21 protein-coding genes are annotated in these 25861 nt (G+C 36.1%); 4 read left to right on the forward strand and 17 right to left on the reverse strand.

The window, feature by feature from the left end:
* Window positions 1-2 precede the first annotated feature (2 nt).
* The 6 genes from xerC to sucC all read right to left on the reverse strand — a co-directional run bounded on the left by xerC (window position 3) and on the right by sucC (window position 7689).
* Entirely contained in the window at window positions 3-893 is an 891-nt protein-coding gene (gene xerC, locus KM149_RS07905; RefSeq protein WP_214970372.1) for a tyrosine recombinase XerC, read from the reverse strand.
* 117 nt (window positions 894-1010) lie between these two features.
* Window positions 1011-2315 (reverse strand): FADH(2)-oxidizing methylenetetrahydrofolate--tRNA-(uracil(54)-C(5))-methyltransferase TrmFO, encoded by a 1305-nt coding sequence (gene trmFO / locus KM149_RS07910; protein WP_425356267.1) that lies wholly within the window; start codon window positions 2313-2315, stop codon window positions 1011-1013.
* Between the two features lie 24 nt (window positions 2316-2339).
* Window positions 2340-4409 (reverse strand): type I DNA topoisomerase, encoded by a 2070-nt coding sequence (topA, locus tag KM149_RS07915; RefSeq protein WP_050331212.1) that lies wholly within the window; start codon window positions 4407-4409, stop codon window positions 2340-2342.
* 100 nt (window positions 4410-4509) lie between these two features.
* Window positions 4510-5382, reverse strand: a complete 873-nt coding sequence (gene dprA / locus KM149_RS07920) for a DNA-processing protein DprA (protein ID WP_182280460.1) — start codon at window positions 5380-5382, stop codon at window positions 4510-4512.
* Between the two features lie 210 nt (window positions 5383-5592).
* Entirely contained in the window at window positions 5593-6501 is a 909-nt protein-coding gene (gene sucD / locus KM149_RS07925) for a succinate--CoA ligase subunit alpha (RefSeq protein WP_016424902.1), read from the reverse strand.
* Between the two features lie 21 nt (window positions 6502-6522).
* Window positions 6523-7689: an ADP-forming succinate--CoA ligase subunit beta gene (gene sucC / locus KM149_RS07930; protein ID WP_050345739.1), complete on the reverse strand. Its 1167-nt coding sequence runs from the start codon at window positions 7687-7689 to the stop codon at window positions 6523-6525.
* A 305-nt stretch (window positions 7690-7994) separates the two neighbouring features.
* On the opposite strand from sucC, the gene KM149_RS07935 reads away from it, so the two are divergent.
* Window positions 7995-8324 (forward strand): nucleoside triphosphate pyrophosphohydrolase family protein, encoded by a 330-nt coding sequence (locus KM149_RS07935; RefSeq protein WP_050331215.1) that lies wholly within the window; start codon window positions 7995-7997, stop codon window positions 8322-8324.
* Window positions 8325-8467: 143 nt separating this feature from the next.
* Here the strand turns inward: KM149_RS07935 and KM149_RS07940 are convergent, their stop codons facing one another.
* From KM149_RS07940 to ylqF, 3 genes are all read right to left on the reverse strand, one after another.
* Window positions 8468-8737, reverse strand: a complete 270-nt coding sequence (locus KM149_RS07940) for a hypothetical protein (RefSeq protein WP_016424899.1) — start codon at window positions 8735-8737, stop codon at window positions 8468-8470.
* A gap of 117 nt (window positions 8738-8854) precedes the next feature.
* Window positions 8855-9643, reverse strand: coding sequence for a ribonuclease HII (locus KM149_RS07945; RefSeq protein ID WP_214970369.1), 789 nt, complete (start codon window positions 9641-9643; stop codon window positions 8855-8857).
* The gene (ylqF, locus tag KM149_RS07950) at window positions 9644-10507 is read right to left on the reverse strand and encodes a ribosome biogenesis GTPase YlqF (RefSeq protein WP_165545744.1); all 864 of its coding nucleotides are present in this window, start codon (window positions 10505-10507) and stop codon (window positions 9644-9646) included.
* A gap of 261 nt (window positions 10508-10768) precedes the next feature.
* On the opposite strand from ylqF, the gene KM149_RS07955 reads away from it, so the two are divergent.
* From KM149_RS07955 to KM149_RS07965, 3 genes are read left to right on the forward strand one after another with little or no spacing between them, the layout of a single operon-like run.
* Window positions 10769-11152, forward strand: a complete 384-nt coding sequence (locus tag KM149_RS07955) for a GtrA family protein (protein WP_060830030.1) — start codon at window positions 10769-10771, stop codon at window positions 11150-11152.
* Between the two features lie 21 nt (window positions 11153-11173).
* Entirely contained in the window at window positions 11174-13798 is a 2625-nt protein-coding gene (locus KM149_RS07960; RefSeq protein WP_214970366.1) for a YfhO family protein, read from the forward strand.
* Window positions 13773-16379 carry a YfhO family protein gene (locus tag KM149_RS07965; RefSeq protein WP_425353675.1) on the forward strand — a complete coding sequence of 869 codons (2607 nt, stop codon included), beginning with the start codon at window positions 13773-13775 and terminating at the stop codon, window positions 16377-16379. The genes KM149_RS07960 and KM149_RS07965 overlap by 26 nt, the downstream gene beginning before the upstream one ends.
* A 318-nt stretch (window positions 16380-16697) precedes the next feature.
* On the opposite strand, the gene rplS is transcribed toward KM149_RS07965, so the two are convergent.
* The 8 genes from rplS to smc all read right to left on the reverse strand — a co-directional run bounded on the left by rplS (window position 16698) and on the right by smc (window position 25861).
* The gene (gene rplS, locus KM149_RS07970; RefSeq protein ID WP_016424892.1) at window positions 16698-17048 is read right to left on the reverse strand and encodes a 50S ribosomal protein L19; all 351 of its coding nucleotides are present in this window, start codon (window positions 17046-17048) and stop codon (window positions 16698-16700) included.
* A 112-nt stretch (window positions 17049-17160) separates the two neighbouring features.
* Window positions 17161-17886, reverse strand: a complete 726-nt coding sequence (gene trmD, locus KM149_RS07975; RefSeq protein WP_182280456.1) for a tRNA (guanosine(37)-N1)-methyltransferase TrmD — start codon at window positions 17884-17886, stop codon at window positions 17161-17163.
* A complete protein-coding gene (rimM, locus tag KM149_RS07980; RefSeq protein WP_050331223.1) occupies window positions 17883-18386 on the reverse strand; it encodes a ribosome maturation factor RimM in 504 nt (167 codons plus the stop codon). The genes trmD and rimM overlap by 4 nt, the downstream gene beginning before the upstream one ends.
* 336 nt (window positions 18387-18722) lie before the next feature.
* Window positions 18723-18998: a 30S ribosomal protein S16 gene (gene rpsP / locus KM149_RS07985; protein WP_016424889.1), complete on the reverse strand. Its 276-nt coding sequence runs from the start codon at window positions 18996-18998 to the stop codon at window positions 18723-18725.
* A gap of 388 nt (window positions 18999-19386) precedes the next feature.
* Window positions 19387-20754, reverse strand: coding sequence for a signal recognition particle protein (ffh, locus tag KM149_RS07990; RefSeq protein ID WP_165545741.1), 1368 nt, complete (start codon window positions 20752-20754; stop codon window positions 19387-19389).
* A gap of 13 nt (window positions 20755-20767) precedes the next feature.
* Window positions 20768-21100 (reverse strand): putative DNA-binding protein, encoded by a 333-nt coding sequence (locus tag KM149_RS07995; RefSeq protein WP_050331226.1) that lies wholly within the window; start codon window positions 21098-21100, stop codon window positions 20768-20770.
* 3 nt (window positions 21101-21103) lie between these two features.
* A complete protein-coding gene (gene ftsY, locus KM149_RS08000; RefSeq protein ID WP_214970363.1) occupies window positions 21104-22291 on the reverse strand; it encodes a signal recognition particle-docking protein FtsY in 1188 nt (395 codons plus the stop codon).
* On the reverse strand, window positions 22292-25861 hold the full coding sequence (smc, locus tag KM149_RS08005) for a chromosome segregation protein SMC (protein WP_214970360.1): 3570 nt from the start codon (window positions 25859-25861) through the stop codon (window positions 22292-22294).

The raw sequence follows: 25861 nt of genomic DNA on the forward strand, positions 1-25861 counted from the left end.
AATTACTCTCCTTTTCTCGCACGTGGATGTGCCTTTAAATAAACATTTCTCAACTGTCGATTTGTTACATGTGTATATCGGCCTGTCGTAGATAAATTAACATGTCCCAGTAAGCTTTGAACAGTTCTAAGGTCTGCACCTTCATTTAACATATGTGTTGCAAATGTATGTCTCAACTTATGTGGATGAATCGCAGTTACACCAGCAGTCCGTTTGACGATATCATTTAAAACATAGCGCACACCTCTTTCGGTAATCGGTTGACCTTTTAAGTTAGTAATCAGATAGTCGTGCTGAACATCTTGAATAGGCTTAAACTGATTTAAATATTCTTCAAGACTCTGTCGACAAAACTCGCCGAAAGGTACAATCCGTTCTTTTCCACCTTTACCCAATACTTTTACCCAACACATTTCTAAATCAACATCTGAAACTTTTAAAGACACCAATTCCGAAACCCGAATCCCCGTCGCATAAAGCAGCTCGAGAATCACACGATCCCTGAGATCTTTTTGGTCCCCCTTACTTACCGTTTGAAATAGCGCTTCCATTTCTTCTGTATAAAAAAACGTAGGTAAATAACGCTCTTTTTTGGGATGAACTAATTGGACAAATGGATTCACTACATCTTGCTCTTGTGTCATCCAAAAAGCATAAAAACTACGCAATGTAGAAATTTTTCTTGATACTGTTGTACGTTGTAAACCTAAATCATAAAGTGTGTGTAAATAGTTTCTTGCGTCACTATATTTGAAATCTCTCAATCCTAATTGTTCTCGATCAAGAAATTGATTAAATTGGTCTAAATCGTCGTGATAAGCTTTTAACGTATGTGATGAGAAAAAACGTTCTCTTTTTAATGTATCTAAAAATTGTTCTTGGATTTGTTTCAAAGCAAAAACCCCTCCATCATTAGCATTGTAGCATAATGATAAGGGGAACTGCATTGATTATACATTGAATTTTTGTATTTATCAAAATTTTACTTATTTTGCCATTTTTTAGACCATTTATAATGTCTCTTTAAAATGGTTCAGTTGCGTCAATGCACGGTGTGCTAGTGTTTCATAGCGCTCTTTCTTATCTTTTATCCGTTCTTCCAAAGCAGGTACTAATCCGAAGTTTGCATTCATCGGTTGAAAGTTCTTGTTGTTCGTTGCATGTGAAATATAATAAGCCATACTTCCTATCATTGTTTCACGAGGGAAAATGACATCTGCTTTATTAAGCATACGGTGTGCTAAATTGATGCCTGCAACCAATCCACTGGCAGCACTTTCTACGTACCCTTCAACACCTGTCATCTGTCCAGCAAAAAATAAGTTCTCGCGGTCTTTAAAAGCATATGTTTCATTTAAAACTTCAGGTGAATTAATAAACGTATTGCGGTGCATGACACCGTATCTCACAATATCTACATTTTCCAATCCAGGAATAAGACGAATCACTTCTTTTTGAGCGTCCCATTTTAATCTCGTTTGGAATCCTACAATATTATAAAGCGTACCTGCTGCATCATCTTGACGTAGTTGAACGACGGCGTAAGGACGTTTCCCTGTTTTCGGATCCTCTAATCCAACTGGCTTCATCGGCCCAAATAACAACGTTTTCGGACCTCTACCCGCCATGACTTCAAAAGGCATACATCCTTCAAAATACTTTTCTTTTTCAAAATCGTTCATCGGGGCCACTTCTGCTTCAAGTGCCGCCTCATAAAAACGATTAAACTCCTCTTCAGTCATCGGACAATTCAAGTAAGCTGCTTCGCCTTTATCATAACGTGATTTAAGGTACACTTTATCCATATCAATTGAATCTTTTTCAATAATTGGTGCCGCAGCATCATAAAAGTATAACTGATCTTTACCAGTTAATGCGACAATTTCTTTTGCCAAAGGTTCAGTTGTCAATGGCCCTGTTGCAATAATTGTAGGTCCTTCTGGGATAGAAGTGATTTCTTCATTTTTAACTGTAACATTGGGATGGTTTTTTAATGTTTCAGTAATGTAACCTGCAAAGTCATGTCTATCAACAGCTAAAGCGCCACCCGCAGGCACACGTGCTTTATCTGCTGCCTCAATAATTAATGAATTTAATTGTCTCATTTCTTCTTTTAATACACCGACCGCATTCGTTAATGCATTACCACGTAATGAATTAGAACATACCAATTCGGCAAATTTGTCTGTATGATGCGCTGGTGTTTGTTTTACAGGACGCATTTCATATAAATTCACTTTAATCCCGCGTTCTGCAAGTTGAAATGCTGCTTCAGACCCTGCTAAACCAGCGCCAATAATATTAACAGATGTCATTATTATTTTCCTCTCTTTAAAACATTATTTTTGAACTTCTTCTTTATAATCACAGTTCGAACAAACGACTTGCGTTGTACGTCCTTTTTTGTGTTCAGCAAGGTAATGGTTACATTTCGGACAATCTCTGCCGATAGGTTTATCCCACGAGATAAAATCACATTCTGGATAATTTGAACAACCATAAAAGACACGGTTTTTCTTAGATTTACGTTCGACGACATCACCTGTTTTACACTTAGGACACTTAACACCAATCGGTTTCGTAATTGCTTTTGTATTTCGACAATCTGGGAAATTTGAACATGCCATAAACTTACCATAACGCCCCATTTTAATTACCATCGGGCTACCGCAGACTTCACAATCTTCACCGGCAGGCTCATCTTTAATTTCAATTTTTTCCATTTCTTCTTCTGCGCGTGCAACATCTTGTTTAAAGCTGTTGTAAAAATCACCGACAACCTTTTTCCAAGCAATATCGCCTTCAGCAATTTTATCGAGTAACGTTTCCATATTTACTGTGAATTCCACATCAATGATTTCAGGAAAGTACTCTTTCACTTGTTCATGCACAATCTCACCCAGTTCAGTTGGCACGAAGCGTTTACTTTCATTTTTAACATAATTCCTTTTTTGAATGGTGTCAATTGTAGGAGCATAAGTTGATGGACGCCCAATTTTTAATTCTTCTAACGTTTTAACAAGACGTGCTTCAGTATATCGTGGTGGGGGTTGAGTAAAATGTTGAGCTGGGTCTATTTTAGTAGCAATAACTTCATTACCTACTTCTAATTTCGGTAAGCGGTTTTCTTTTTCTTTACCTTTATCATCATTTGTTTCCACATATAACGTCATAAAGCCTTTAAATTTAATTGTTTGGCCATTCGCTCTAAACTTAATATCGTTTTGTGTCAAATCAACAGAAACAGTATCTAAAATCGCAGGTGCCATTTGACTTGCTACAAATCTTTCCCAAATTAATTTGTATAAGCGATATTGATCCCGAGTTAAGAAATCTTTCATCTCAGCAGGTGTTCGAAGTGTGCTCGTTGGACGAATCGCTTCATGGGCATCCTGATCCCCTTGTTTTCCTTTTTGTGTTGATTTTGATAAATAATCAGCGCCATATTGAGACTCGATATATTGTTTTGCTTCATTTTGTGCATCTTTAGAAATACGTGTAGAGTCTGTTCTCATATAAGTAATCAGACCTATTGTACCTTTTCTTTTTAAGTCGATTCCTTCATATAATTGTTGTGCAATCATCATGGTTTTACGCGCTTTGAAGTTCAACTTACGTGCAGCTTCTTGTTGTAAGGTTGACGTCGTAAAAGGATATGCAGGCCGACGCGTTTTTTCTTTCGTCGAAACATTTGAAACGGTAAAACGGTCCCCATCCAATGCTTTAGTGATCACAGCGACATCATCTTTATTCGTTAATTTATAAGGTTTACCTTTATAATGTAGAAACTTGGCATTAAATTTTGATTTTCCATAACGAAACTCGCCTTCAATTGACCAATATTCTTCAGGCTTAAAATTACGAATCTCATTTTCACGATCAATGATGAGGCGTAATGCAACGGATTGCACACGTCCAGCTGATAACCCTTTTTTTACCTTTTTCCATAAAACTGGTGAAATATTATAACCCACTAAACGGTCCAAAATACGGCGCGCTTGTTGCGCATCCACAAGATCCATTTCAATGCCGCGTGGATGTTTGAAACTTTCTTTCACAGCATCTTTAGTGATTTCATTAAATACAACTCGATTCTCTTTACTATCTTCTAACTCAAGTATATTTGCTAAGTGCCATGCAATTGCTTCACCTTCGCGGTCGGGGTCACTCGCGAGAAAAACTTTTTTAGCTTTTTTCGCATGTCGCTTCAAATCTTTTACGACAGGTCCCTTTCCTCTTATAGTGATATACTTAGGCTCATAATTGTCCTCAACATCCACACCCATTTGGCTACGTGGTAAGTCTCTTACGTGCCCCATAGATGCAATGACTTTATACTTCTTACCTAAATATTTCTCTATCGTTTTCGCTTTTGCAGGCGATTCAACTATGACAAGATTATCTGCCAAAGTAGTTACCCCCTTGCTTTTTCTATTTACAAAGATAAATGATAAACGGTTAATTTTATATTTGTCAATCTTTTATAATTATTTCACAAAGCATTAACATTTAATTTTTATAATCTTTAAGAATATCTTGTGCGGATAAAACCACTTCTGCCCCCTCTTTTACACGCAATAAATTACCTCTTGTGTTCTGATTAAAAATATCACCTGGTAATACATAAACATTACGATTTTGTTCCAATGCTTGATCCAAGGTAATGAGTGCCCCACTCCGTGCCCGAGCTTCTGTAATTAATACCCCTTGAGATAATCCGCTAATCAATCTATTTCTTTCAGGAAATCTAAATTTTGCGATAGGTGTGTGTGGTGGGTATTCACTTATTGTAAGAAACTGGTTTTCGATTTTTTGTCGCAACTGTAATGTACTTGTAGGATAATGATGATGATGACCAAATCCAAGAATACCAATAGTATGCATATGATAGTCAAGCGCAAATTGATGTGCAAGTGCATCGGTTCCATGTGCTAAGCCAGAAATAATAGTGATTGAGTATTCGCTTAAGTCTTTAAATAAATACGAAAGTGCTTGTGGCGTATAGTTCGTACAGCGTCTTGCGCCAACAATTGCTAGAGTATGTTTCATCGTTTTAAATGTTTGGAGATTACCTTTACAAAAAAGGATAAAAGGAGGGTCATGAATTTCTTTTAATTGGGAAGGATAAAGAGGGTCATGAATCGCTATAGGAATAATACGATGTCGTTTTAAATCAGATTCTATTGTATCGATTTCTAATGAACGAAAACGCCTAATTTTTTGCACAATGCTTTGAGAGGACGTCATTTTTAACATTTCATTTAGATAGTTGCTAACGCCGTCGACATTACCTTTTAAAGCGAGTAAGATAGGATACATTTTTTGAAGCTGTTGTGTTGTAAAACCGGCATACAATAGTAAAAGTAACAGTTGTTTCATCATCTTTTAGTCACCTCATTAAGATTATAAGGTATTTATGTCCTGCCATGTATGTCTAAAACGAATTAAATATTTATTATTTCTATCAAACAGCGCTCAATATACCTGTTCATTGAGCGGTTTAACACAAAGAATTCGGCTCATTTATAAATCAAGCATAAAAAGGGCTGACGCGAGCCAACCCTTTTTAATATTTAACTTTTAGTTATGCTGTTATGCCTTCACTGTTAATAATGATTCATAAATGCCAGCTTCCTTAGCTGCTTCAATTAACGTTGCACCAATTTCAGAAGGTGTTGCAGCTGTTTTAACGCCACAATCATTAAGCGTTTTGATTTTTTCTTCTGCAGTTCCTTTACCACCAGAGATAATAGCACCTGCGTGTCCCATACGTTTCCCTGGAGGAGCTGTTTGACCACCGATAAAGCCGATAACCGGTTTAGTCATATTGGCTTTAATCCATTCTGCCGCTTCTTCTTCAGCAGTACCGCCAATTTCACCAATCATTACTACAGCTTTTGTTTCATCATCGTTATTAAAAGCTTCTAAAACATCAATGAAGTTTGTACCATTAACTGGGTCTCCGCCAATACCTACCGCTGTAGATTGACCGATGCCTTCTTCAGTCAATTGATGAACAGCTTCATAAGTTAATGTACCTGAACGTGAAACAACACCAACATGTCCTTTTTTATGAATATAACCTGGCATAATACCAATTTTTGTTTCATCAGATGTAATGACACCCGGGCAGTTTGGTCCAATTAAACGTGTTTTTCTACCTTCAAGATAACGTTTCACTTTAACCATATCAATAACAGGAATATGCTCAGTAATACAAATAGCTAAATCTAATTCTGCATCCGCGCACTCTAAAATAGCATCTGCAGCAAATGGTGCAGGTACATAAATGACAGAAACGTTTGCGCCTGTTTCTTTCTTAGCTTCTTCCACTGTATTATAGACCGGTACACCTTCGACCACTTGTCCACCTTTACCTGGTGTTACACCTGCGACGATTTGTGTCCCATATTCTAACATTTGTTTAGTATGGAAAAGGGCAGTTGACCCTGTAATACCTTGTACGATAACTTTTGAATTCTTATCTACAAATACGCTCATTTTAGTTGTCCCATCCTTTCCTTACGCTTCACTTACAAGTTTAACGATTTTTTGAGCGCCTTCAGCCATAGTGCTAGCGGGTTCAATTGCTAAACCTGATTCTTTTAAGATTTTTTTACCTTGGTCTACATTTGTTCCTTCAAGACGAACGACTAATGGTAATGTAAGCTCAACTTCTTTAACAGCAGCTACAATACCTTCAGCGATGATATCACAACGCATAATTCCCCCGAAGATATTTACAAAAATACCTTTTACGTTGCCATCCCCTAAAATAATTTTAAAAGCTTCAGTCACTTTTTCTTTAGTAGCACCGCCACCTACGTCTAAGAAATTGGCTGGTGTACCGTTAAAATGGTTAATTGTATCCATTGTTGCCATTGCTAAGCCGGCACCGTTAACCATACAACCAATATTTCCGTCTAAAGCGATATAGGACAATTCATATTTAGAAGCTTCGATTTCTTTTGGATCTTCTTCATCCAAGTCACGTAGTTCCACCACATCTTTATGACGGAATAACGCATTGTCATCGAAGTTAATTTTAGAGTCTAACGCTAAAACTTCCCCTTCACCTGTTAAAACAAGTGGATTAATTTCAACAATAGAACAATCTTTTTCAATGAACACATTGTATAAAGAAATTAAAAATTTTACTGCTTTATTAATTGATGCTTTAGGAATGTTAATGTTAAACGCAATTCGACGCGCTTGATAAGGTGATAAACCTACGACAGGGTCGATTGTTTCTTTAAAAATCTTTTCTGGACTTTTAGCTGCAACTTCTTCAATTTCAGTTCCGCCTTCTTCAGATGCCATTAAAGTTACGCGATCTGTTGCGCGATCAATCACAAAGCCAACGTAATATTCTTTTTGAATATCTGCACCTTCTTCGATGTATAAGCGTTTTACTTCTTTACCTTCTGGACCCGTTTGATGTGTAACGAGCACTTTACCTAGCAATTCATTCGCGTATGTTTCAACTTCTGATAAAGACTTAGCAATTTTTACACCGCCTGCTTTACCACGTCCCCCAGCGTGAATTTGTGCTTTTACAACATAAACATCTGTATCTAACTCTTTCGCTTTTTCTACAGCTTCTTCAGCTGAAAAAGCCACGCGCCCTTCTGGTACTGCTACGCCCATTGAGCGAAAAATTTCTTTTCCTTGATACTCATGGATATTCATACTCCATCCTCCTGTTTCTTAAGGTTAAGTTCAATTTCAATTATAGGAAATGTAAGCGCTATTGTAAACAGATAGACATAGAGTTCTCACTATTTATCAGACTTTTAACACTGATTTAATCCATTTAATTTAAGCGCCCCACTTTTTAATGGGCATGAATGATAAAAGGATGTCACAGAAAGAAGCTTATGATGGACGCATCTTTCCGTATTGCATTAAATTTCACTTTTATCGTAGTTGATTATGATAATATAAACTTAGCTTTCCTTATACATTAATAGACTGAAAAATAGGAGGTATCTTTAATGGATTTTAATACATATCAACAAAAAGCAATGCGAACTTTAAAAGATCAGCCCGATTTTCATAAACATATTCAGATGGCCGTATTGGGACTTAATGGAGAATCTGGCGAAGTCGCGGATATCATCAAAAAGCATTTGTATCATGGACACGATTTTGATAAAGCGGCTTTTAAGAAGGAACTTGGAGATGTATTGTGGTATCTCTCAACATGTGCATCTGTCATTGATACAGATTTGAATGAAATTGCACAGTTAAACATAGAAAAACTTGAGCGTCGTTATCCAAATGGTTTTAACCATCAAGATTCAATCCACCGCAAAGATCATTGATATAAGATGTATTGTTTTGAAGCATAAAAAATGCATAAAACAAAGGCCGGAAATGAGTTTACCATACATGTGATATGGCAACCTCGCTTCCGGCCATTTTTAAAGTTTATTATTCAGAGAAGCGGATGGATGATTTCATCAAATTACTTGTCTGCTTGGAAAGTAACTTGCGTGTCATCATCCATTGGGACATTAATCGTTTTTTGTTCATCTTCTGTTGATTCCACAGCAAAATTATGGTCTTTCAATAGACGAATCAAGTCAGCTTGTTGTTCTTCTTCAATAGAGATATTTAAATTTTGTTCAATTTCTTGCTTTATTTTTTCTAATTTCTTTTCATCATGTGTAATCTCCACTTCTGTTTCTTCAAAGTGAACGAGTACTTTATACAATTTCTGTAATGTTTCATCCATAAATTTCAAATTCCTTTCTTTAATTGGAAATTAATTATAGTAAAACATAGATTCACAAATTTGCAAACGAATACGATTAATTGACCTTCAAAATAGGATCAAATCAGCAACTAAATCTTACAGCTTCTTTGCGATGATTGACTTGATCGGTTCAAAACTTTTGCGGTGAATATCTGTCACACCATACGCTTCCAAACCATCTAAATGTTTTTTCGTCCCGTAACCGGCGTTATTTGAAAAATCATAGCCAGGGTATTGTTGATCATAAGACGCCATCAAATCATCCCGATATTCTTTCGCAATAATACTCGCTGCTGCTATTGAAACACTTCGAGCATCCCCTTTTATAATGGACTGCTGTGGTGCAGCGATTTTATCTAATGTCATCGCATCAATTAAATAATGCGTAGGCACCACAGTTAACTTTTCAATTGCGCGATACATGGCTAATTTGGTTGCTTCGTATATATTGAGTTCGTCAATTTCCTGTGGTGTGACCACTCCAATTTGCCATGCACGTACATTCGCTTGTAACTGTGTATTCAAGTTCTTGCGTTTAGCCGAAGAAAGTTGTTTAGAGTCATTGATACCAATAAAGTGATGTTCGGGTTGTAAAACAACCGCACTCGCGACGACAGGCCCTGCTAAAGGTCCTCTACCCACTTCATCTATTCCACAAATCAATGCTTCCGGATGATGCGCTAAAATTTCATTTTCAAATTGGCACATTTCCTCATATTTTAATAGCTGTGCCTGTATTTTTCCGATTTGCTTTTCACGGCTTAAAAAAATACGTTGTACGCCCTTTCGAGTATCATGATAATCCGGGTGTGCCTTTAAACTTTGGATATTTTGAATGGCTTGTATTTCTTTTTTGATTTGAGCAATAGTTTTTGATGGTTTCATTTATTGCGCACTCAATTCATCATAAATATCGAAACAATATGTTCCTATTTTCGCATTTCTAATTTCATGAATAATTAATTCAATTACAGCTTCATAGTCCACTTCATTTCCACGTTGTAATAGGCCTCTTTTACGCCCAATTGCGTCAAACCATTCAATATTGTCTGCATCACGTGGCACATCAATTTTGTAATGTGCCAATAAGCCTTCATAATCATGTTCAATTAAAAACTCTAACCCATAAATGGCAACTTCATCCAAATGCACAATGCTATCTTTGATGGCACCTGTTAAACTTAGCTTTTTACCGATCAACTGATCTTCAAATTTAGGCCATAAAATTCCTGGTGTATCTAATAATTGCAATGATTGACCCACTTTAATCCATTGTTGCTGCTTCGTTACACCTGGTTTATTTCCTGTTTGCGCGATTGTGCGTTTTGCCAATTTGTTTATTAGCGTTGATTTACCTACATTTGGGATACCCACTATCATCGCGCGAATCGCTCTTGGTTTTAACCCTTTAGCTTTTTCACGTTCAAATTTTTCTTTCGTTACTTCTATAGCTGCGACTTCGACCTGCTTTAAACCTTTACCGTGCTTAGCATCGACCGCAACAGGATAGGCCCCTTTTTCTTTAAAAAATGTATACCACTTTTCCATTTCTTTTAAATGAGACATATCTTTTTTATTAAAAATGACTACGCGTGGCTTTTGTTGTATCACTTCATCAATCATCGGATTTCTTGAACTTAATGGAATTCGTGCATCTACTAACTCAAATACAACATCCACTTTTTTTAATTGCTCTGTTACTTCTCTTTTCGCTTTGGCCATGTGACCGGGAAACCACTGAATCACCATAAATTTTAAACTCCTTTAAATAATACGCTAGACATCGTTTTTTCAATTTATCTATGTTATATTAATTATTGATTTTGGTAGAAATATCATTTTAAGTTGTGCATTCATCAAAATGTTCTTCAACCTACCCGTACATGAATCACATGTATGATTTATCTTAGAATATTATGAGGTACCTACATTACTTTAAGTATAATTAACTTGAACGTCAATAGCTATTAATCACACAACGTTTGATTTCATGAAAGCAGGTATTTTTTGATGTATAATATAGAAAGAATTGCTGAAATTTTTAGGTTTGTTCTCGTAGGTGGTATTAATACATTGAACTATTACGTCGTATACCTTATCCTTTTGAACTTACTTCATATTCATTATCTTATCAGCCATATCGTTGGCTTTATTATTGCTTTTGTTATTTCTTACTATTTAAATTGTTACTTTGTTTATAAAGTCAAACCAACCTTAAAAAAGTTTTTAGCTTTTCCGCTAACACAAGTTGTGAATATGGGCACTCAAACGTTGCTTATTTTTATTTTTGTACAATATTTAAGTTTTAACGAATCGATTGCACCTTTTATCGGTTTAATTGTAACGATTCCAATCACTTATGTCTTATCTAAATACATCCTTAAAGATCGATAATATATAAAGTGGGGTTCAATGATGAAGCGCTTTTTTCAATCTGTAAACATGATTATCACAGCATTGATTTTATCTTTAATAGGTCACGCGTATATCATTTATCGCTTTAGTGTAGATGGTTTATTGTTCACTGGCCCTAATGATGGTCTAGAACAAATGGTACCAATTCAGATGTTTTTATATCAAAAATGGTCTGAGGGTACCTTTTTTTATACGACCGATTTCGGATTAGGGGGAGATTTTTTTACAGATCTATCTTACTACTTTTCAACGAATATCATTTTCATCATTACTGCACTTATAACATGGTTATTACATCATTGGGGACTTATCGATCCAACTCAAATGATGTATTGGTTAAAACTCGCACTGATTGTTTCAATTTTAAAATGTGCATGCATTATCCTTGCGACATACGCTTATGCAAGATACATACACTTAAAACACCACGCTGCAATTTTATTTGCGTTTTTATTTGCAACTTCACCGATATATTTTCGTTTTACAGTCTATTGGCCATTTTTCAGTGATGTATTTATTTGGATGCCTCTCCTATTTTTAAGTATTGAGCGTTTTTTTAGAACTGGAAAAATAGGACTTTTTGTAATCGTCGTCGCCATATCGTTCATCAATAATTTTTATTTTGCTTATTATCAAGTGTTAATGGGTATCATTTACTATCTTTCGCGTCTAATTTATCGGCACGATGAAGATTTAATACATCGAAAGCAATCATTTGTTCCGCTTGTTGTTGGAGCCATTTTAGGCGTAGGTGCAAGTCTTTTCTTTTTCTTTCATGGTGTTCACAGCTTTTTAAATAATAGCAGAGTTCCTTATAGTGGCCGTATTCCATTCGTTGAGCCATTCAATTCTGGCTCAAATTTATTTTACGATAATTATTTAATCGTTATATTATTCATTACGATTCAAGCTTTGCTGACCTTTAAATTATACCGTCATTTTTACTTTAGACTCTTTGCTATTCTAAGCTTAATCACGATTGTATGCGCATTTATCCCATATGTTGACAGTCTCTTTAACGGCTTTTCTGCGCCACAAAAACGCTGGCACTATTTACTCGCATTTGCTTCAAGTGGTTTAATTGCATGCTATCTCCATCACTTCAAATCTATAGACTATAGAACATATATCTTTACTTCTATTCCTGCAATATTGGTAGTATGGATAAGCGCTTATTTTTATGAGCGCTATGTCACTTGGATATATATGTTGCCCGCTGTCTTTTTCATCGGGCTATTAGCCTTATTATTAAAAAATACACAGACAAAGTATATTTTCTCATTTCTGTTCAGTATTTATTTGATATCGTTATTCGTATTGAACTTACTTGTCTCTCTTGTTTTTACAAAGTACCAAATCTTTCATCAAGACCATGAAAAAAGGGCAAATCGATTTTATGTAGAAGCAAGTCTTTACAATACACCACTTCAACAAGAACTTGTTAACGACATGAAGTCGCAGTTAAGGGCCGGAGAACGTATCGATTGGCGAGTAAATGCGCAAGATAACACACCAATGTACCAGAATTTTAGAGGGTTGAGTCTATATTCGAGTATTTTTGATCATCATCTTGTAGCACTTTATTATCACGAATTGATGATTAATTTAAAAGAAGAATCTGTAAGCCGTTATCAATCGACAGGAAGCCGCTCCAATATCGCGAGTTTATTTTCTGTTCGTTATCAAATGTTGAAAGATTACCAACATGAATTACCTGCAAACTTTCAATGGGTTAAACAGCAAGGTCAATATCAAATATATGAAAATCAGGATATCCTTCCACCAGTTCGTGTCATGGCGCGTTACTATCGATCAAGTGATTTAAAACACCCTCTAGATCGTGAACATGCCATGATCGAAGGTGTTGTTTTAGATAATAAAGGAGACCCTTATCCGACAAAAACAAGCAATCTTATTAATAAGGTCTATCCCTCATATATTCATGCACATAAAATTGGTAGAAATAAAATTAAAGTCTCCCAACCAGAGGGCGGCTTGCGCATTCATGTTCCGTATACAATTCGAAAAAATAATAAAGATTTTTATCTTATTGTTTATGTTAAAAAAGGATTGCCTGATAGTAACAGTACGATTATCGTGAATGACTATCAAAACAATCGTTTGTTTAATGATTCCATTTATCGCACTGGTCAAAATGAATTATTATATCGGACTCAACCAGACGAAAATGGCAATATTCGTATTCAATTTTCTCCTCAAGGTATTTATCATTTCCAATTACGTGGTTTATATGGAGAAAATTATCAAATTCTCAAAAAAGCCAATCATCACATGAAGCATCATTTGGTTGAAAAACAAGGGAAGTTCTTTATTCGTTTAAGAGCACATCAGGGGGGTATGGCAGTTATAAACATCCCTTATCGCCTAGGCATGTCCGCTAAAGTTGATGGTAAAAAGGTAAAGGTTGAAAAAGTGAACTATATGATGACAGGCGTCCCAGTTTCAGCGCATGCAAAGGAAATCCAATTGACTTATCGTCCACCTTATTTTATAACAATGATTATTATTTCGATATTCAGTGTCGGACTCAGTTTCATGTTTAGCCGTTGGTGTCGACAACATTATCAAAAAAGAAAGAGTGAAAAAGTTGAAAAAGCAAACTAAAACGTTGTCCTTTAAAAAAGGGCTTAAACTTATGATCGTTGCAAGTTTTGTGGGATTGATTGTTTATTTACCTGTCCTCTATCGCTTTGTTGTTCATGGAATCATTTATAGTGGTAACGGAGATGGATTTAAGCAAATGATGCCATTCCAAATGTTTTTGTATGATCGGTTTTCTCATTTTAAGTCCTTTTATGATTTATCTTTAGGACTTGGCGGTGATTACTTTACTGATTTAGCCTATTATTATGCTACTTCTCCTATGATGTATTTTAATTTCTTATTTGTCGCTTTAGGACAATGGCTATTTCATATGCACCCTCAAGGGATTGCTTTTTGGCCTGGAAACCAAATATTTACGGCTTATTTACGTTGTATCATGACTTTTATCGCTGCATACGGGATGTTTAGAGCATTTAATTTTAAACGTTATGAACGCTATTTAGGGGCATTTCTTTACGCAAGTTCTTCCGTCGTTTACTATTTTAATTTTACGTGGTCATTCTTTGGAGATATTTTAATTTATTTACCTTTATCTATTTGGGGTATGGAGCGTTTTTTTAGAAGCCGTAAAATCGGTTTGTTTATAATCGCGATTACTTTAACTTTATATTCGAACTTTTATTTTAGTTATTACGAATTAATTGGTCTTACAGTCTATTTAATATATCGTATGATACATACACATCCCAAAGATTGTGTCACAAGATGGCAAAAACTCTACCTGTTGATACCGGCTACCATCATCAGCTTTTGCATCGCTTCGATTGGATTTATCACAGGTGTACGTTCGTTTTTAAATAATGATCGAGAATCGAATGATGTCATGATTTCTCCCATCATAGATTTTTCTCAGAAATATCATATCTTTACAAATGGATTTTATATTACAGTTACATTTATTGCATTAGTTGCGTTATGTTCATTTAAACTCTATCGTCATTATGAATATAAAATGTTTGCTGTCTTAACATGGCTTCTTTTAATTGGTTCTTTATCGCCTTATTTTGATAGTATGTTTAACGGGTTTTCCTTTCCACAACGACGCTGGGTTTATTTCCTTGCACTGACAACAAGTGCACTCATCACGCTATGGATTAAATATTTCAATGAATTGACACGCAGAGACTTTTTACAGTCACTCATACCGATTATTCTTTTAGCTATCACAACCCTGCTCTTTTCAAGAGGTGCCATGTGGTGGATGATTGTCAGTATCATCATCCTAATCATTTTGAGTCATTATGCACTTAAACAAAAGAAATTAACACAAAATATGCGGTGGATAATTCTAATCCTCTTTGTAGTACAACAATTTGTCCTACTTATCGATTATCATCATAATAATATCGCACCTTATCAGTCGACAATGAAAGATTTGCAAGCTGCAAAATATCATAGTCCTACATTACAACGAGAAATCAACCAAATTAAACAACATCAAACATCTATTGGACGGATAGACTATATGGATCCTTATGCAGTAAATTCAAGTCTCATTTATAGGTTTAATGGTGTAGCGCTCTACTCTAGCATTTTTGATGGTCGTATTCTTCAATATTACGATAAAGAAATGCAGATTAATATGGAATATGATAGTAATAGTACTTATCGGTTATTAGGTGATCGTGCAAACTTGTATGCTTTATGGGGTGTTTCAGATCGTATCAAAAAAGCGCCGGATACACTTCTACCCTATGGTATGCAACCTGAAAACGATATTAAAGATGGCAAAACAACATGGGCACATGCTAAAAATCTTATCCAATACCCGAGTGCGCACTTAACAAATAAAGTATATAATCCTGATGACTTAAAATCGCCTCTAGATCGCGAGCAAGCCATGTTACAAGGCGTCGTTATGCCAGATACAAAAGCAAATCATTCTTTTGAACCGAATACTAATTTCGTTTCCAAAGCAACCATACAACCTCGTGATGCAACATTAAATAAAGATCACTTATCAGTTCATAAAAAAGACGGAGGCGTAAATATTCAAATTCCCCACCAACAACATTCTGCATTTAAAGATTATTATATTGAGATGGATGTTGAATTACTGAGCCCTAGTCAGCCACATTACTTAAAAGTGGATGATTTCTATCAAAGACGTACATCATTAAATTATGCCTATCGTCGTTTTGTCACACCAGTTACCGTTCGAGTACCCGCCAAAGATACAGTTCAAGTCAAACTTAAGCAAGGAAAGTACCGTTTCCGTATTAAAGGCATATATGGAGAAAACTATCAAACACTTAAAAAAGCTCAAAAAAGTGTACAGCCCGTTCGAATTGAACGCGGTGCACAACAATTGAAAGCACATTTTAATTCGAATCAAGCACAGTACCTTGTATTACCTATGCCTTATCGAGAAGGATTGTCAGCAGAAGCGCATGGAGAATCAAGAGTAGTCAAACAAGGCAATGGGCTAATGACGGTCATTCCTGTACAAAAAGGAGATACTGAGGTAACACTACACTATGCGCTACCTTATTGGAAAACATTAACAGGACTCACACTTATCGGCCTCATCAGCGCATTGTTATATCGAAAATGGTTAAGAAAAACGGGGAAAACTCATTAAGAATTCAATGATCTTAAATATAACTACAAAGAGAAGGTATTACTTGAATTTCGTGATATTGGCAATATTTTTAATAATCATATTGATGGGACATATAAATGATTTACGAGACAGACCTCATTTCTAGATTGCTGTAAATCTACATTACTCGTGTTCCAATATCCCAAATGAGCCTCGTGACTTCATCAAGATCAAGGTACGAAACCACAGATGATTGCTTCATGTGAGAAAATATATAAAAATTGAAATATAAAAAACCGGAAATTCATAATTTCCGGTTTTTGTTTTATGTTTATTTTGTTACTTTGCGCTTCGAAATTAACGAATTTCTTGAATACGCGCTGCTTTACCACGTAAGCTACGTAAGTAGTAAAGTTTCGCACGACGTACTTTACCGCGACGTTTCACTTCGATTTTTTCAATTTTTGGTGTGTGTAATGGGAATGTACGTTCAACACCAACACCAGATGAAATTTTACGAACTGTGAATGTTTCAGAAATACCGCCACCACGACGTTTGATAACAACACCTTCGAATACTTGGATACGCTCACGGCTACCTTCAATAATACGAACGTGTACACGTAAAGTGTCACCTGCACGGAATGCTGGGATATCATCGCGTAATTGTGACTTAGTCACTGCTTCAATTAATTTGTGATTTGTCATTTTTTATTCTCTCCTTCAAACTATGTTCTTGCCTCGACAAAATATAGCAGCGGATCATAGTGATTTTTGTGCTTCCACACTCAGAATATACTAGCATAAATCAATTTGTTTTTCAATGTTCTTTTAAAGATTCAATATACTTTTGATCTTTTTCGCTTAAATCATAAGATGCTAATAAATCTGGGCGCTTTTCAAAAGTTCTTTTTAATGATTGTTCGTGACGCCATTGTTCAATATGGGCGTGGTTTCCCGAAAGTAATACATCTGGAACAGACATATCTTTAAACGTTCTTGGGCGCGTGTACTGAGGAAATTCCAACAAACCGCTTGAAAATGAATCATCTTCATGTGATGCCTGCTTACTTAATACACCAGGTATCAATCTAACAATGGCGTCTGTCATGACCATCGCAGGCAATTCGCCTCCAGTTAACACGAAATCACCGACTGAAATTTCATCCGTGACCAATTTTTCTCTTATTCTTTCATCATAGCCTTCATAATGACCGCAAATAAAAACGAGATGCTTTTCTTTCGATAAAGACTCTGCCAATTTTTGATCAAACGGTTTACCTTGTGGCGTCATCAATATCACTCGTGTTTCATCCGTGACATCAATCGCATCCATTGCATTGAAGATAGGTTCAGGTTTTAACACCATACCTTGCCCGCCACCAAATGGATAATCATCGACTTGATGATGCTTATTATCTGCGTAATCTCGAAAATTAATCGTCTCTGTCTGTAAAATTTCTTTTTCACGCGCACGTTTTAAAATAGATTGATTCAACACACCGTCAAACATTTCTGGAAACAATGTTAAATAATCGATCTTCATTCGTTTAACAACCCTTCAAGTGGTGTAATCATAATTTTACGATTCTCAATATCAACCTCTTTTACGACATCCGCTATGTAAGGAATGAGATGTTCTTTCTCTCCTTTAACAACCCAAACATCATTTGCGCCTGTCTCAAAGATTTCTGTGACACGTCCGATTGGTCTATCTTCATCAAAAACCGTACAACCAATGATATCAGAATAGTAGTATTCATGCGCACCGAGTTCAATATCTTTATGATCTCTTTCTTGAAATAAATGAGAACCTTTTAAATGTTCAACTTCATTAATATTGGTATAGCCTTCAAATGTGAGCATATGCAAACCTTTATGCATGCGATGTGATTTAACAACCACATTCATTGTTCCCGTTGGCGTATCAATTTGTAATGTTTCACCTGGTTGAAAGCGAATATCTGTAAAATCAGAATGTGATTGAACTTTTAACTCACCTTTAATGCCGTGCGTATTTACAATTTTACCCACTTCTACTTTCATGATGTGCACCTCCTATTTCTTATTGTTATGTATAAAAAGGGTGAGACTCGGTTACATCTCAGTAACATTTCGTCTCACCCTTAACACCGATGATTCAATTTGTCATAGGGTTTGAATCCTATTTACGTCTCGCCTATGAAAACACTAAAGTTATAAAGTCAATGTAGATGACTTTATATTTCAAATAGCAAAGCATTATATAATCAAATGCGCGTCCGTGCTTTGACTTGAACAACGGCTATTTCATTAACATTGTCATTGGGTTCAAGGCATCATAAAAAAAGCATATTGTGGGCCTTTTTATGATTACTTTGACCGCTCAATGTTAAAGCAAAATTATTTTGCTTTTTTTTGCTCATCGAAAGTTTTTAAAATACCTTCGCGTGATAAAATATTATGAACTGTATCTGTTGGTTTTGCACCGTCTTTTAACCATTTAAGTGCTAATTCTTCATCAATTTTAACCTCTGGCGCATTTACTGCTGCTGGGTTATAAGTACCGATTTGCTCGATGATACGACCATCACGTGGTGAACGTGCATCTGCTACTACAATACGGTAAAATGGATTTCTTTTTGAACCTAAACGTGTTAAACGAATTTTAACTGCCATTTATTATTCTCTCCTTTAATTCTCATTAAGTTTTGTTATCTACAAGAAACTATAATAACAGGTCATATAACGTTTGTAAAGAGAAATTTCTTTACCAACATACATATTGAAATAAAGATGCTACTGAAGCTACGCAAAAACTTTCAAACAATCTACTATACTCGTGCTTGATATACAAATATAGAAAATATACTTTGAATAAGTCTGAGGCATCAATTCCAAAATAAATAGCGCTCTGATGATTTTGAATAGAAAATCGCCTGAGCGCTATTATAAATCTACGTATAATATGACGTCGCAAGCCTCAGCCTGACCTGTAGTTTTCAGCGCCTAAGCAAACACGTTCATTGTGGCAAGGTTATCAAAAATTTTATGCCCCGAACTCATTTTAGAATGGCAGATTCATGCCTTTAAGCATATTTTGTAATTGATTTTGCTTACCTTTTTTACCTTTTCCACCGCCTGTAAATTGTTTCATCATTTTCTTCATATCGTTGAATTGTTTTAACAGACGGTTGACCTCTTGAATCGAGCGTCCAGAACCGTTCGCAATTCTACGTTTTCTAGAAACATTTAGTTTAGCAGGGTCTTCTCTTTCTGTCGGTGTCATAGACTGAATAATTGCTTTAATGTGATCGATTTGTTTATCGCTCATATTAAGTTTATCCAAGCCTTTCATTTTATTCATACCTGGAATCATTTTCATAATATCATCAAGTGGCCCTAAATTTTTCACTTGATCTAACTGTTCTAAAAAGTCGTCCAGCGTGAATGACGATGTGCGCATTTTCTTTTCTAAGTCTTTAGCTTTTTCTTCATCCACTTCTTGTTGTGCTTTTTCAATCAGACTTAAAACGTCACCCATACCTAATATACGTGATGCCATGCGTTCAGGATGGAACAATTCTAAGCCATCTAGCTTTTCGCTCATACCTATAAATTTAATCGGTTTTTGTGTTACTGCTCTAATAGAAAGCGCTGCCCCACCACGTGTGTCACCGTCTAGTTTAGTTAATGTAACACCCGTAACGTCTAACTGTTGATCAAATGACTCTGCCACATTTACAGCATCTTGACCTGTCATTGCATCCACGACTAACATGATTTCATTCGGCTTAGCAATTTCTTTCACTTCTTGTAGCTCATTCATTAGCGCTTCATCAATATGCAGACGACCCGCTGTATCAATAATAACAAAATCTAAATGCTCATCTTTTGCATGTTGCAATGCGTTCGTCACGATTTGTTGAGGTTTAACTTGATCCCCCTCAGTGTACACAGGGATGTCAATTTGTTTTCCAACAGTCTGTAATTGATTAATAGCGGCAGGTCGATAAATATCAGCTGCAACGAGCAACGGCTTTTTATTATATTTTTTACGCATTAATAAAGCGAGTTTCCCTGCAGTTGTCGTTTTACCTGCCCCTTGTAAACCTACCATCATCACAACTGTAGGTGGTTTTTTAGCCATCGTAATCGTACTATTATCGCCGCCCATTAAAGCAGTGAGCTCCTCTTGTACGATTTTAATCACTTGTTGGCCTGGTGTTAATGACTTCATGACGTCAGAGCCTAAAGCTCGGTCTGAAACTGTCTTAACAAAGTTTTTGACGACTTTAAAGTTTACGTCCGCTTCTAATAAAGCAAGACGTACCTCCCGCATCATCGCTTTGATATCAGCTTCAGTCACTTTACCTTTACCTTTTATTTTCTGCATTGTCGCTTGCAGTCGATCGGATAATCCTTCAAAAGCCATAAAGTGACCCTCCTTATTCTAGTTCTTCAAGTTCTTTAATATATGATTGAATACGTTCTGGTTCATTAATATTTTGATGCATTAATTGATAAATTTCTTGTCTTCGTTTAAAGCGACGGTATAAACCCAATTTTGCTTCATAGTCTTCTACCAAATCGCCAGTTCTTCTTATGTTATCATACACTGCTTGACGACTCACTTCAAATGTCTCTGCAATTTCACTTAATGCATAATCTTCTAAATAAAAGAGTCGTAAATAATTTCGCTGCTTTTCTGTTAAGAGTGATTGATAAAAATCAAATAAGTAATTCATACGAATTGTTTTGATCAAGTCATTTTCATGCATAGCCTATGCCTCATTCTCAGAATCATCATCATTAGATTCTGGCACATTTTGTTCGATCATGTCAGCAAACAACCCATAAACGTAACTTTCAGCATTGAACGGCTGTAAATCATCCATTTTTTCACCAAGTCCTACATATTTAACTGGTATATGCAATTCATTTCGTATCGCTAACACAATACCCCCTTTAGCTGTACCATCTAATTTCGTTAGAACGATACCAGTCACATTTGTAACTTCTTTAAACGCCTTCGCTTGTGCTAAAGCATTTTGACCTGTCGTTGCATCTAAGCAAAGTAAAACTTCATGTGGCGCTTCAGGAATTGAACGCGAAATAACACGCTTAACTTTTTCAAGTTCATTCATTAAATTTTGTTTATTTTGAAGTCGTCCTGCTGTATCGCAAATTAAAATATCGACACCTTTGTTTTTAGCGGCATTAATTGCATCATACATGACAGCAGCAGGATCAGATCCTTCTCCTTGACGAACGACGTCAACACCAACGCGTTCACCCCATACTTCAAGCTGTTGAATGGCACCTGCTCGGAAAGTATCACCTGCTGCAAGCATGACTTTTTTACCTTGCAATTGATAGCGATGCGCTAACTTACCAATCGTTGTCGTTTTCCCTACACCATTGACACCGACCATTAAAATAACGTTTAAACGTCCATCTTCAATATTCATGACTTCTGATTGATCGTCATCTTGTTGGTATATTTCAACAATCTTTTCTACAATAGCTTCGCGTAAATCTTCAGTTTCTGTAATATTGCGTCGCTTAGCTTCTAAACGTAATTCATCAACTAACTCCATTACAGTATTAAATCCAACATCGGCTTGAATTAACATTTCTTCCAATGCTTCAAAGAAATCTTCATCCACTTTTCGATAATGCGCTAATAGGTTATTTAATTGATTTTGGAAGTTTTCACGTGATTTTTCTAAACCTTCACGGAATTTCGCACCAATTTTTTGAGATTCTAACTCTTCAAACTCTTCAATAGATATTAACCCATCATCGAACTCATCATCCATAGACGGCCTGTTGTCTTGAGACTTTAATGAAGTGTCTGCTTCATTTAACTTTTTATGATCATCTTGCCCTGTCTCATCATGTTGTAACAGTTCATCTTGTTCTCGCTCGGATTTGGCAAACTTATCTTTTAAACGTTTAAAAAAGCTCATTTATTTTGAGTCCTCCTTTATCACTTCATCTATAGTATTCAAATTCACACTGACTAAACGGGAAACACCCATTTCTTGCATCGTCACACCATAGAGACGGTCACACATTTCCATTGTACCTTTACGATGGGTAATGACGATAAACTGTGTTTCCATTGATAACGTTCTTAAATATGATGCATAGCGCATCACATTGGCTTCGTCTAATGCCGCCTCGACTTCATCAAGAATAACAAACGGCGCTGATCTAACTTTTAAGATTGCAAATAATAAAGCAATAGCACTTAGAGCTCTTTCGCCGCCACTTAAAAGCGAGAGGTGCTGTAATTTTTTGCCTGGCGGTTGGACTTTAATTTCGACGCCAGCAGTTAAATAATCTTTTTCAGTTAAAGTTAGTTCTGCTTGTCCTCCGCCAAACAACGACTTAAACACTTCAGCAAAATGATCTTGAATCGCATGAAATGTTGTACTAAAACGATCAGACACCTCGATATCCATTTCTTGAATAATTTGCTCTAACGTTGATTTTGCTTCACGTAAATCGGTTCTTTGCTCAGAAAGGAAAGTGTAACGTGCTTCGACTTCTTCATATTGTTCAATAGCGTTCAGATTGACTGGCCCCAGCTCATCAATTGACATTTGTGTTAATTTCACTTTCTGACGTAATGCCTCAATCTCTTCAGGTTGACTTGGATACGTTGCGGCTGCATGTTCATAGGTCATGTGATATTTTTCGTCTAAATGTTTTAACGCATGATCAATGAGTACATCTAGTCGTGATTGGGCAGATTTAATATCTTGATATTGACTCTCGATATCCAGTAAATTTTGATGTGTGTCTTCTAATGCCTTTTCATTCGATTCTATTAAATCTTCTGTATCTTGACGTGCATGTCTTAGCTCATTTTGTTGATTTAAATCTGTTTCCTTTTCTTGTTGTTTTTGCGTGATTTGCACCTGAATATTTTCTAAAACCGAACTGTCATTCACCTCATCAGAGTTGATGACTGCTAATTGATCTAGTAATTTTTGCTGATGCGCGTTGATGTCATGTTGTTCTTTATCATAACGTTTGAGATGCTGTTGTTGCGTCGTTAAACGTTCTTTAATAACGGCTAAGTCTGATTGATATTGATGCAATTGTTGTTGAAGTTGTGTCGTCTGTACTTTACCTTCTTTATTTTTTTCAGTCATTGCTTTAATTTGTGCATCTAAAGCATTGAGTTCTTTTTTAATCTCATCTTTCCGCTTTTGCTTAGCAACTAATGTCGCTTCACTTTTATCTGCCTGATAGCCGTCATTTTTTTCAAATTCAAATTCTTCATGCTCATTTTTCAAACGCTGCTCTATTTCAGTATAACGATCAAGTGCTAATGCTAAATCATGTAGTTCGTGTTTCAACTGATTGTATTGTTGTTGTCCCTCTACATAACGTTGACTCAAATCATCTTGCTCTTTTTTTCTTTTTTGACAAGCTTGTTCGAGCGCCTGTGTTTGTGCGACATATTGTTTGAGTTGTTCTTGCAAACGATTCAGCTCATCCTTTTGTCCTAATATCGTTTGGCGTTGCTGTGTCCCACCACCTGTCATAGAGCCACCAGGATTAACAATTTCGCCTTCTAATGTTACGATACGCGTTTTATATTGAATTGCCCGTGCAATTTCATTCGCATGTTTTAACGTATCTACAATCAATGTTCGACCTAATAAATTGTCAATGATATGTCTATACTGCGCGTCGACTTGTACTGCATCACTGGCAATGGTAATAAATCCTGCTTGCCGTTCCGCAACACGCACGAGTGATAAATCGAGCTTTTTCCCTTTAATGACAGATAACGGTAAAAATGTAGCACGACCTAGTCTTTTTGTTTTTAAATAATTGATGGCCTCGCGTGCGGCACGTTCATCAGTAACAATGACATGTTGCGTCGTCGCGCCCAAAGCTGTTTCAATGGCAGTCGTATGTTCGCTAGAAACATTGATTTGTTGGGCAACAGCACCATGAATGCCAGTCAATTGATCTTTAGCTTGTAAAACTGCTTTAACTCCTTGGTAAAAATGGCTAAAATCTTCTTCACGTATTTTCATACTTTCAATTCGTGATTTCAGCTTATCATTATATCGATAAGCCTGATACAGCTTTGATTCATCATCTTTTTGATTTTGTTGGATTTGAGCTAATTCATTTTCAAGTTGTTCACTTTGTTGTTGCACCGCTTGCATTTGTTGTTGCTTGTCATGACGTTGCTGACTCGTGGATTCAATTTGATGTTGTGCCTCTGTTAGCTGATTATAAGCTTCAGTCAAACGTGAATCTAAGCGAGATTGCTTCACTTTATGTTCATCAATCGTACGTGTTAGAAAGCGAATATCATTATTGACGTCCGCTTGTTCTGTCATTAATTGATAGTAAGTATCTTTACTTTGCTCTAGCGTTTCTTCAATGGACGCATCCGATTGATATAACTGGTCCTCTAACTTTTGGATATGATGGTTAAGCGTTTTACGTTTTTCTTTCAAATCTGAAATCGTTTTTTCTACCGCTTGCATATCTTTTTCAAGTTGTGCCTGTTGACGTTCTAACGCAGCTTGTTCTTCTTCAATGCGTGCATTGGCTTGGGACTGATTCTTTTGTCTTTCTTCAATCAATTGATATTGGCCCGACAACTTTTCAACTTGCTCAGTAGATTCAATCAATTTTTGGTTGACCTTTTCAAGTTGTTGATCGATTTCATAACGTTTCCCTTTAGCCGTTTGAATCATATGCGTAATTTTAGACTTTTTCTGGGCGATTTTAGCTTGGGTACTTTTCAATTCATTTAAGGTCGTATCATGCGCTTCGATTTGTTTTTGATAAGACCGAATATCATGAACAGTGACTCTAATATCACTTTGTTCTAATGTTTGACTGAGTTGCAAATATTCTTTTGCGATTGCCGCTTCTTCTTTTAAAGGCTCTACTCTACCCTCTAAATCATACAAAATATCCTCAACACGTGTCAGATTGCTTTCTGTATCATCGAGTTTTTCTAGTGACGCTTCTTTTCTCTTTTTATATTTTAGAACTCCTGCTGACTCTTCGATAATTTGACGTCGATCAATCGGTTTGGCATTCAAAACCTCATCCACTTTACCTTGAGAAATAATGCTAAATGCTTCTTTTCCCAAACCTGAATCTAAAAATAACTCTCTAATATCTTTGAGGCGCTGTCTTTCATTATTAAGATAAAAAGCGCTATCTCCGTTACGGTAAAGTCGTCTTGTTACAACAACTTCTGCGGCATCGATATTCAAAATGCCTTTGCTGTTATCTAATTTCAACTGAACCTCTGCAAAATTCTGTGCATGACGATGTTTTGAGCCGGAGAAAATAACATCCTCCATCTTACTCCCACGCAATACACGTGCAGATTGTTCACCGAGCACCCATTTAATTGCATCGGTAATATTACTTTTACCACTCCCATTGGGTCCTACAATTGCAGTTACACCTTCATCAAATTCAATCTGCGTTGACTCAGCAAATGATTTAAATCCATATGCATCAATTGACTTTAAATACACCAT

The sequence above is a fragment of the Staphylococcus coagulans genome, assembly GCF_022557135.1.
Lineage (GTDB): Bacteria > Bacillota > Bacilli > Staphylococcales > Staphylococcaceae > Staphylococcus > Staphylococcus coagulans.